Origin of the sequence: Methylobacter sp. (assembly GCF_023227905.1) — a bacterium.
Classification (GTDB): Bacteria; Pseudomonadota; Gammaproteobacteria; order Methylococcales; family Methylomonadaceae; genus Methylobacter_A.
In genome coordinates this window covers 75,451-86,133 of record NZ_JALOCF010000016.1, presented here as the reverse complement: position 1 = coordinate 86,133, position 10,683 = coordinate 75,451, and the positions used below count along the sequence as shown (strand labels likewise).

6 protein-coding genes are annotated in these 10,683 nt (G+C 50.4%); all 6 read right to left on the bottom strand.

Features of this window, described 5'->3' with window-relative positions:
* On the bottom strand, positions 1-3,747 hold a 3,747-nt coding region (locus tag M0R47_RS08920), incomplete at its 3' end, for a N,N-dimethylformamidase beta subunit family domain-containing protein (protein ID WP_292553309.1).
* Between the two features lie 195 nt (positions 3,748-3,942).
* On the bottom strand, positions 3,943-5,073 hold the full coding sequence (locus M0R47_RS08915) for an exopolysaccharide biosynthesis polyprenyl glycosylphosphotransferase (RefSeq protein WP_292553306.1): 1,131 nt from the start codon (positions 5,071-5,073) through the stop codon (positions 3,943-3,945).
* 974 nt (positions 5,074-6,047) lie between these two features.
* Entirely contained in the window at positions 6,048-7,244 is a 1,197-nt protein-coding gene (locus M0R47_RS08910; RefSeq protein ID WP_292553303.1) for an ABC transporter permease, read from the bottom strand.
* 128 nt (positions 7,245-7,372) lie between these two features.
* The gene (locus tag M0R47_RS08905; RefSeq protein ID WP_292553300.1) at positions 7,373-8,578 is read right to left on the bottom strand and encodes an ABC transporter permease; all 1,206 of its coding nucleotides are present in this window, start codon (positions 8,576-8,578) and stop codon (positions 7,373-7,375) included.
* A gap of 154 nt (positions 8,579-8,732) precedes the next feature.
* Positions 8,733-9,392, bottom strand: coding sequence for an ABC transporter ATP-binding protein (locus M0R47_RS08900; protein ID WP_292553296.1), 660 nt, complete (start codon positions 9,390-9,392; stop codon positions 8,733-8,735).
* A complete protein-coding gene (locus tag M0R47_RS08895) occupies positions 9,389-10,534 on the bottom strand; it encodes an efflux RND transporter periplasmic adaptor subunit (RefSeq protein ID WP_292553316.1) in 1,146 nt (381 codons plus the stop codon). The genes M0R47_RS08900 and M0R47_RS08895 overlap by 4 nt, the downstream gene beginning before the upstream one ends.
* Positions 10,535-10,683 lie beyond the last annotated feature (149 nt).

The following is a 10,683-nucleotide window of genomic DNA, read 5'->3' as shown; positions in this document are numbered from 1 at the left end:
GCTGCTGTCGGAATAGGTTCCGGTGGCCGCAAATTGCTGGCTAGCTCCAATCGCGATGCTCGGGCTTGCCGGAGTCACGGCGATCGAGGTTAAGGTCGGGCCGGGTACCGGCCCTCCACTGGCTGCGAACACCACATCCACCCAGTAGTTGATCGCGCGGTAGACCATGTTCGGGAACGCCAGACCTGCGCTATAGCGTTCCACACCGTTAGGGCCGTCGGCGGAGTTCGACGCGACGGCATGCAGCGGCGGCGTATTAACCCCGGCCGTTGCAAAATAGTCGTAGGTGTATTCGTAGCTGCCTTGCGGCGCGAGATAGGATGCGACGTAAACCGTGTTCGCAGAAATAGCGACCGGAGTGGCAAAGTTCGCCTGTTGCCAGCCTGAGGCCGTCTCGTTGGTAAACGTCACCTCAGCCAGCTTCGTGCCGGTGCTGCTCCATAGAGCGCCCACATGGGTTCCGGTGTTGGTGGCTGATTTATAGAACCGGATGCCGGTAATAACGCCGCTGACATCGGATTTGAATTTCACACCGACATTAATCGACTTCTTGTCAAAGGTAGCTGGTGCATTAGTGGGCTTGGCATTGCTATAAAAAATGGTGCAGTTGCTAGTGCAGGGATTTACGGTCACGTTAACGCCTGCTCCTGCGTTTTCAATATTGCCACTGTCGTCTATGGCACGACTCTTGATTGTCATCAAACCGGTTGAACTGGGTGTCCACGCATAGCTCCAGTTTTGGCCACCGGTGGCCGGATGCCAGGTAGTTCCGTCGTCGACGGAAACCTCAACATTCACTGCCACGCCTCCACCGGTGTCGACCGCTGTACCTGTAATCGTGATAGGGCTTGTTCCAATTTGCACGGTTGAACCGGCTGCTGGCGAGGTGACCGTCGAAACCGGGGGAATTGTATCCGTCGAGGGGCTTGCTGCCACCAGCCCGATCTGCAAACTTCCGGGCTGAACACCCATGTCGGCGAATAGATTCGTCGTCGCCTGCTGCATGCGCACATCCGGTGTTGTACTTGCGCTTGGCGTAGAACCGTCAAAATCGTGGTTGCCGTCCAGTCCCCATGACCAGCGAATTGTGCCGGCGCCGAACACCAGGGCACCGCTACTGTGGCGATAAAGAGTCAAACTATGAGTGGCTGTGCCCGGACCATAAGTTGAGCCGTTATCAAGAAGGTACCAGTTTCCACCTAGACTGACGGTAGTAGAGGACATTTTGATTAAACCGGCAGGCTGGAACCCGTTGTCAAGTGGTTCATCCCATTCGTAGCCCAACACGCCACGCGGAAGGGTAGCAATCTCACCGGGAGCCATTGTCGCGATGCTCGTGTCGCGCCAGAAACGTATTTTGCTGTAGGCCTCAGGCACGGTAATGCTCAGTGCATTCTGGCAGCAATTGACGGTATAAATTGTCCCCGTTAATTGATTCTCGGGTCTTCCGCCATCTGCGGGAGGACTAAATCTTGGATCGCGCCAGGTGCCGGTCCAGATATTCGGCAGCGGATCGATTTTGGCATTGGCATGCGTTTCTTTATAAGAGACCAGGGTGCGGTTCGCCTTACCGGAACCATCGATACTAGGCTCCCAACGAGTCTTCCAGAACACTTCATTGGCACTGAAAAAGGCCAGGTTAACACCGGCGTTGCGTGCAGCTTCAACATTGGCGCGTTCCCCGGCAGACCAGTACTCGTCATGACCAACCGAGAGAAAAACTTTGTGATCGAGGAGCTCAGTTCCTCTGAAGTCGGCATCTACACTTGTGAAGTAGCTGATATCATACCCGTTGGCCTCCATCCACCGGACCATAGGATACTCGGCACCAAAAAGCCAGGCTCTTCTGTATTGGCCGTTTCGCGTATTAAATGGACGGTTATAGCTGACTTTGTAGGCGCGATTGGCCGGCGACCCTACATAGAGACTGTTGCCCCCGTAATCATTATAGGCTTGCCACGTCGTATCCGACGTTTTGAACAGTATTTCCGAGTTCCCGGTATCATCCCGGACAATGAAAACAATATGGCTGGCGCCTCCCGTATCGGTACGAACGGCTCTTGCGAAATAAATCCCCGAGGTGGCGTCGGCCGGCACGTCCCAGGTGGACGAGACCGCCCAGTTACCACAATCTATGAGCCCTGTAGTGGTATCGCTAAGACAGGTGGGTTGGGTTTGCGGCAATGCCGCCGAGGGTTGCACCGTAGCGATCTTACGGGCACCGCTGCCGCCGTAGTAACCCATACGGTAAATATCGAGACGATAATTCGCAGCGTCTGTTTTGATCTTAAAGCTGACAGTTTGCCCTCGATTGACACTGATGTCGGTTGCAAAGCCTTGAATACTCAAATCACCGGCGCCCACCACATCCCACTCAGTTGACGGGTTACCCGGCTTGCAATTCTCGGACACGATGGCGTTGACTGGCGTTAAGCAGGGATCAGTCTCGGCAAGCGCAAGTGATTGCATAGTGCCGGACTGGGGCTCAGATGCTACTGGGTTGGATGCCTCATTAGTTGCGGGGTCCAGAGTCGGTGAGGCTAACGCAGGGCTGTTTACTTGATTTAAGGACTCGGAACCGGATATAGGCACATCGAAAGCCAAATGTTCCAAACCCGTGCTTAAATCCCATACGACCACCTGCCCTGCTTTGCCCACACTGGCTAAAGTTTCCTGATTGGAGCTAAACGCGATCTTGTCCACCCAATCCGTATGTCCGGTCAGCAACTGTGGTAGCTGGCTGACTAAATCCCATAAAAAAACCGGCTCGCTCTCGCCCACGCTGGCTAAGGTCTTTCCATCCGGGTTAAATACCAGACCGGTGACAGCAACACCCGTTTCTATAGGCAGGCTCGCCTGTTCCATGCCTGTTGTCCTATCCCACAGTTTAATCTGGGCATCTTGGCCGCCGGTGGCAAAGGTATTGCTATCCGGGCTAAATGCAATGGCTTTAACGCCATTTTGATGACCGGTTAAAATATGAGATGTAGAACCGGATTGAGAATTCCAGAGCGTGATACGGGCATCGTTTTCTACAGCGACCAAAGTCTTGCCGTCCGGGCTAAATAGAAGATCGATGACAGAGGAACCGGCCATGCCTGATAGGCTGACGTGTTTTAGACCTGTTGCCTTATTCCAGAGATCAATCTGCGCATCCTGACCGCCGATGGCCAGGGTTGTACTGTCCGGGCTAAATGCAATGGCATTAACGCCATTTTGATGACCGGTTATGACCTGGGTTATTGAGCCGGATTGTGAGTCCCAGAGGGTGATGCGGGAATCCTGACTTACTGTCGCCAGGCTCTTGCCGTCCGGGCTAAATGCCAGGTCGGTAACTTGGCCGCTCTCGGGAAGAATTAATCGAGCATCCCCGGATGTGACGTCCCATAGCCGAATTGAGTTGGTGCTTATGCTAGCCAGCGTATTGCCATCCTGACTAAAAGCAAAACCACTAATGGGGCTTGCAAACTGGCTCGGAAGCGTCATGCGTAATTGGCCGGAGGTTACGTCCCATACCAAAATTTGTCCGTCGGAGTCCGCGCTGACCAAGGTATTGCCGTCCGGACTGAAAGCGACGAGATCGAGCCTCCCTTTAGAAAGTTCCGTAGCAGAATCGTTGAGCGCTTGATTTACGCTAGCCGCTCTAACAGGCTCTGAATTAACCATAGCTTGAACAAAAGCAATCAAAACCAGAAAGAAAAATACTGGGCCTTTTAGGGATTGATATTTTATGTTTAGCTTAATCACCTGCCTGCTCCTATACGATTAATTCATTGAAAACGAGACGATCACTGACTCGACCATTCTTCATCATTAGCCGTCGAATATTTTTAGACAAACGCCCCTGAGGACTATCTATGATTATTCAATCGAAAATAGTTAAATTAGTGCTATTCCAAAGCCTGTAGCCAAACGTCTTGACTAGCTTCCATGCCTTACGCATCACATGGCGCCTCTGCACTTTAGAACTTCCTTGAACGTTCTGAGCAATATCTTTAAATCCAATAACAGGGACCAGTTTTTAATGTAGCGAATATCGAGTCTCACCGTATCATCCCATTCTGTCTTGCTTCGTCCTTCTACCTGCCAGAGTCCGGTGATTCCAGGTTTCATATCCAGTATTCGCCTGAGATGCCATGCTTGGTATTTTTCGGCTTCATAAGAAAGGGGAGGTCTTGGTCCAACCAGGCTCATATCTCCCCTTAACACATTAAAAAACTGCGGCAGTTCATCAATACTGGTTTTTCGAATGAATTTTCCAACCTTGGTTACCCTGGGATCAGATTTAATTTTATATACGGGTTGTTCTGCATCGCCCTGATTGACTTTTTCGTGGCGTCCTTTGATAAAGTCATTGACATAATCACGGTGTAATTGGTTATCCATATTCACGTGCATGGACCGGAATTTGTAAAACGTGAAAGGAGCGCCATGCTTGCCCAGGCGGATTTGGCTGAAGATGACAGGCCCTGGAGAAGTGGCTTTGATAGCCAGTGCTGTAACTAACATTACAGGCATAAAAATAAGGATACCGATAATCGAGCCTACGATATCAATCCCTCTTTTTAATAAGGACTTAAACCATGACTCTCCCTTTACATCCATTGGATCCCAAATTTCGAAAGGAAAGGCATCGGGGCTAATACATCCATTTTTTGTAAGGCTTTCAAATATATGATCAGGATAACTTGAGGTAGTAATAGAAAACTGTGGAATTTTATTGGTTAGCTTTGCACAGATTTCTTTTGCCCCCGCCTCGTCTGTATCGGGGAGAAGTACACATAGGGTTTTATGATTAACAAAGCCACTAATGTCGGTATCTCGTGTTTTTTTTCGAATAATACCTAAAATCTCATTCATATTAAGAGATTCAAGATTTGCCTCTTTATCAAGTGTTAATACTATAATTGATAATGTAGATTTAGACCGCTGCGCCCGAAGCGTCTCAAGGTGCAGTTGCCTAAGGAAATACAAATCGTAAAACTCACCAGAATTAACTTGGCAGGCATTTGAATTATCTGATTGGATGAAAAATGTCTCCTGCCCTACTAATAAATCTTTATTTATTATCATTTTCAATCCTAATATCTACAATAATTAAAGCCTATGCACAACCAGACATTTCGCCTGGCGTATTAACTAAATTTTTACCTTATCTAGCGTGGTTTATATGCGGCATTATAGTATTCATTGGTATCTAGCTTCGACATAGCCCAGCATTTATCTAGTTGTATCGGTAGCTTGCTACAATGAACAATATTTACGCGCAAATTTGGTTGTAGTTAATTAGCTAAATTTAAATCAAGAAAATGTTTTATCAATTCAGCATTAATACAACTTATAATTGGTGACAGGTAAGAATATAACTTATTCATTTAGAGTCAGCATGAACATGAAGATAGCTGCCATTTAACTTTTTATTAAAAACAAAATTGTTCTACAATAAAATATGATAAACACCTAATGAGTTTACTTTGTAACTTATTAGGTTATTCATGTTATTCAGTAGTTGCGCTATATTAATTTCCATTATTGAGCTCTAATCCATTAACCAAAAAACGTTGAGATTGGGATTAAGATTAAGATAAGAAGGTTATTTGCACAATACGTATGAAAACCTATTATTTAAGCTCCACTCTAAAATTTTTTAACTTTAAAATGAGCTGGAAAACCGAGTAGGATGCTGTAAATCGGTTATGAATGAACTACGCGCCAGTTGAGTGTGAATATGTTCAGCTTCTTATGTATCGTTACTGAACAGAGCACATTAAATGCCATACTTTACGAGTCGGGTATTTAGCAGGATAGGAAGGATTATGGTATAGCTAACGTAGGCTAAAGCTCATGTGACTTCACTTGCCAGGCTATTTAGTCAAGTAAATCATGTGTTCCGCTTACCGCAAATTCCGGCATTTCCAGGCAATAGCAATTAGTGGGTTGAGTCCATTTTGCCGGCTTAATATTTCCATCCGCCCTACGCGCCAGGTTGAGTTACTTTGATTCTTTTTTGCATATTCTCCGCATGAGGCATCTTGGCATCATAAATATCACTCAGCCCGCAAGGCCTCCAGCGGTTCCATCTGCGCAGCTTTCATGGCCGGAACTACTCCGGCGACTACGCCGATCAGCAATGAGACCACAAAGGCCGCAACGATATAGGCCCAGGCCAGTTCCACCGGCAAAGCGGGCAACGCGGCATCAAGGGCTTTGACTATGGCTATGCCCAGCAATACGCCGCAAAATCCTCCCGCGGCGCTTAGCGCCAAGGCCTCGCACAGAAACATCTGGAAAATGGTTCTGCGCTCTGCACCTACTGCCCGTAATAGGCCGATTTCAGAAATGCGCTCGGAAACGGCGATGGTCATGATGGTTAGTATGCCGACCGAACCAACCAACAAGGAAATGCTGCCCAACGCCGCGACCGCCAACGTCAGGATGCTCAGGATGGAATCCATGCTTTTTAGCATCTGATTCTGGGTAACGAGGGTAAAGTCTTCGCTGCCGTGCCGGGCAATCAAGTTTCGTTTGATTGCTTTTTCCACTTCGGCAACCCTGGCATTGGCGTTATAAAGCAGGTGGATTTCCATCAGGCTTTCCCTGTCGAACAGTTCCAGCGCCTTGGCGGCCGGGATGTAGATGGTATCGTCCATATCGAAGCCGACCATTTGGCCTTTTTTTTCCATTACGCCGATGACCCGGAAACGGTCGCTACCGATCCGGATGCGCTGGCCAAGCGGGTTGGCCGCACCGAACAGTTCGGCCGCCAGTTTATTGCCCAGCACAGCAAAGGCGCGCGGATTGCTTTCTTCTGCCGGCAAAAAACGCCCGCTGACAGCCTTGATTCTCCATATCTCCGGCACCGCTGAACCCACTCCCAGCACGTTGGTTCGCCGCTGTTTGTCCCTGGCTTCAATGCGTGCGTTGCCTTGCACCAGTGGCGATGCGGCGATGATGTTTTCCACTTTGCTTAAACTGATCACATCGGCTAGAACCAAGGGCCTGACCGTGCTGATAGTGGCACCGGACACGCCGAAAGTGGTGGTTTTGCCGGGGTGAACGCTGATCAGGTTGGTGCCGAATTGGGTGAACTCGGCCAGCACAAAGCTATGAATGCCCCGTCCTATTGAGGTGAGTACGACCACCGCCGCGATGCCAATAATGATACCCAACGCGGTCAACAGGGATCGCAGTTTGTGGCTGAGAACCGTCCGGTAAGATAATGAGATTAAGTCTGCGTAGCGCATGAGATTTAATTTCTAGTAGCAATTAAAGAATAACCGCAAAGAGCACGAATTTTTCAACATATTAACTATAGAAATAGTTTTCTTCGTGTCCTCTGTAGGAAATAATTTTTCAGCCCGTTTTAACATACTTACCGCTTCGCCAATGCGACAACAGGATCGAGATTGGCAGCTTTTCTGGCCGGCAATACGCCGAACACAAGACCGGTAAACAGCGACACCAGCAATGCAGCCAGCAATGCCCAGCCCGGCAGTTCCATCGGAAAATCCGGATACATCGCCTGCAACACCCCAAGCGTTACGTAACCCAGCATCACGCCCAACACCGCGCCAGCCAACGACAACATCGCCGCCTCGCTCAAAAACAGCCATAGGAGCTGCCGCTTGGTTGCGCCCAATGCTTTAAGCAGGCCGATTTCGGAAGTGCGTTGCGTAACGCTGACCAGCATCACATTCATCACCAACACGCCGGCCACCGCCAGGCTGATTCCGGCGATGCCGGCTACGGTCAGGGTCAATGCGGTCAATACTTTATCGAAAGTACTGACCACGCTGTCCTGGGTAATCAGCGTCACGTCGTCTTCGCCTTCATGACGCACCTTGATGATTTCGCGGATTTCATCGACCGCCTTGTACATGTCCGGCTTTGATTTTGTTTCAACCAGCACCCGAAATAATGAGTGGGTGTCGAACAAAGCCTGTGCGGAAGCCACCGGAATAATCACGATTTCATCAAAATCGGTGCCGACCGATTGCCCTTCCGAGGCCAGTACTCCGATCACCCGGAAACGCCGATCATTGATGCGCAACCATTGCCCCAGCGCCGGTTGATTGGCAAACAGTTCATTGCGTATGGTTTGGCCGATCACACAAACCGACAGGGTTTTATCGATCTCGGTTTGCGGCAGAAAGCTACCCTGCGCCACGGTCAAACGGCGCACTCGTCTTAATGCGTGCGTCGACCCCAGGACATTGGTTTCGCGCTCCAGACCCAGCGATGAAACCGGCGCGGAGCCGATGGTCAGCGGCGCAATGGCGGCAACATGATGGCTGCGGAATAAGGCCTCGGCGTCATCCAGCGTTAGGTCTCTCGGCGTTTCGCCAAATAGCGGCGGATGTCCGCCAGTGGTTTCAGTGCGTCCCGGCAGCACAATAACCAAGTTGGTACCCAAGGCTTCAAACTCGTTAACCACATAACGGCGGGCGCTTTCGCCCAAGGCCGTCAGCACCGAAACCGAAGCTATGCCGATGCTCATTGCCAGGATAATTAATGCTGCACGCAAGCGCTGGGTGCTGATAGCGACTAAGGATTGGGTTAGTGTGTCTTTAATGAACATGAGCTCAGCACCTCTATACGCGCAGATTCAATTAATTCACCACGAAGCCACGAAGAGCACGAAGAAAAGCAAAAATAAAAGCTTCGTGTCCTTCGTGTCGCCTAGAGGCGCCTACTTTTGGCTTCGTGGTGATCTTTTATATTTTGATTATTCATCACCCTACCTGCCCATCGACAATGCGGATTTTCCGCCGCGCCCTATCGCCCACAGTCTGGTCATGAGTAATAATCATCAGCGTTACGCCCTGGCGGTTAAGCCCTTCCAGCAACTCGATAATTTCCTTGCCGGATTTGCTGTCGAGATTACCGGTCGGCTCGTCGGCCAGCAAAATCGAAGGCCGCATGATCATGGCCCTGGCAATCGCGACGCGCTGTAGCTGCCCGCCGGAAAGCTGGTCCGGCCTGTGATCGGCACGATCTTGCAGGCTGACCGATTCCAGCGACGCCTGCACCCGTTGCTTGCGTTCCCTGGCCTCTACGCCCGCAAGTATCATCGGCATTTCAATGTTTTCAGCCGCCGTCAGACGCGGGATCAAATGGAAAAACTGGAACACAAAACCGATGTTCTCGCGACGAACCTTGGCCAATTCATCATCGCTAAGCTGCGTAACCGGATGATCGTTTAACAAGTACCTTCCTGAATTCGGCTGATCAAGCAGGGCTATAACATTTAACAACGTCGATTTGCCGGAACCCGACGGCCCCATCACCGATACGTACTCGCCTTTTTCAATCGTGACATTAATATCATTCAAGGCATGAACGGTCTGCTCGCCGACCTGGAAATAGCGGTGGATATGCTCCAGTCGTATCATTTTTTTACACGGGCATAAGCGCCTGCCACCACATCTTCCTTGCCTACCGACAACACGACTTTGTCGCCGGCATTCAGGCCGGACAACACTTCCACGGTATTCCAGTTGACCAGGCCCGGCTTAAAGCTGCGCTCTTCCAGCAAGCCGTCGTCATGCATCACCAAGACTTTGTTATTATCCAGCACCGCTTCGGCAGGCACCCTCAGCGCGTTGAGTTTGCTGGTCAGCAAGACTTCAATATCGGCGCTGTAGCCGGGCAGTAAATCCTTAATTTCTTGCGGATCGGTTAACTTAACCTCGACTTCGACGGTGCGGGCCTGCTTTTCCTTTTCCAGCACATACGGCGCGATACGGCTTACCGTGCCGGAGCAGCGTTTTTCAGCGAAAGCATCCAGCGACACGCAGGCGCTCATGCCGGTTTTGATCTGCGGCGCATCCACTTCATCTATCGGCGCGGATACATACAAACAGCTGACATCCAGCAAATCGATGGCCGGCAAGGTGGGTATGCCGGGCGGTGACGGCGTTACGTACTCCCCTATTTCGGTATTAATTTCAGCCACGGTGCCGTCGAAAGGAGCAAGAACCAGGGTGCGTTCCACAGCCGCCTGAACTGCGTCGCGGTTGGCCTGGCTAACGGCCACGGCCTCAAGGGCGGCGTTGCAGGACGCACGCTTGGCCCGTGCGCCGGTCGCTTTAATATCGACCTGTTCTTCCGAAATGATATGGTTGAATTTTTGCAAGCGCAATGCTCGCTCTGCCTCGCGTTCAGCGCCTGCGCCGAGCTGACAGGCTTGTTCGGCGGTCGCCCGGTTAGACCTGGTTTGAGCATCCTGTAATGTGACCTGCGCTTTCAGGTCCTTATTCCATACCTCCATCAGCAACTGGTTTTGTTTAACGGCGTCGCCTTCCTTAACATGCATCTCGGCAACCTGCCCGCCTGTTGCCGGCGCTAAGTATGCGCGTCTACAGGCTTTAACCGTACCGACGCGGGTATTGGATACCGTCGCCCTCACCTCGCCTTGTTCGACGGTGGCTACTTCAACATCAACGAATTCCGTCTGTTTATTAAAAAAATAAACGGCAACCGCCAGCCCGATGCCGGTGATGATAGTGAGCGTTTTTTTGCCCGGTAAAGTCATAGTTAGCTGTCCCAAAAGTCCTGTCCTGTTTTTCCTGATTGTAACAGGGACAAAATAGTCCCGGTTAACTATAATCGATGCGCTCGCCTGCCAAAATCAACCGCTTACGGTTTGCGCGGCAAAATCCCAGATAACGGCTTACTGTACCG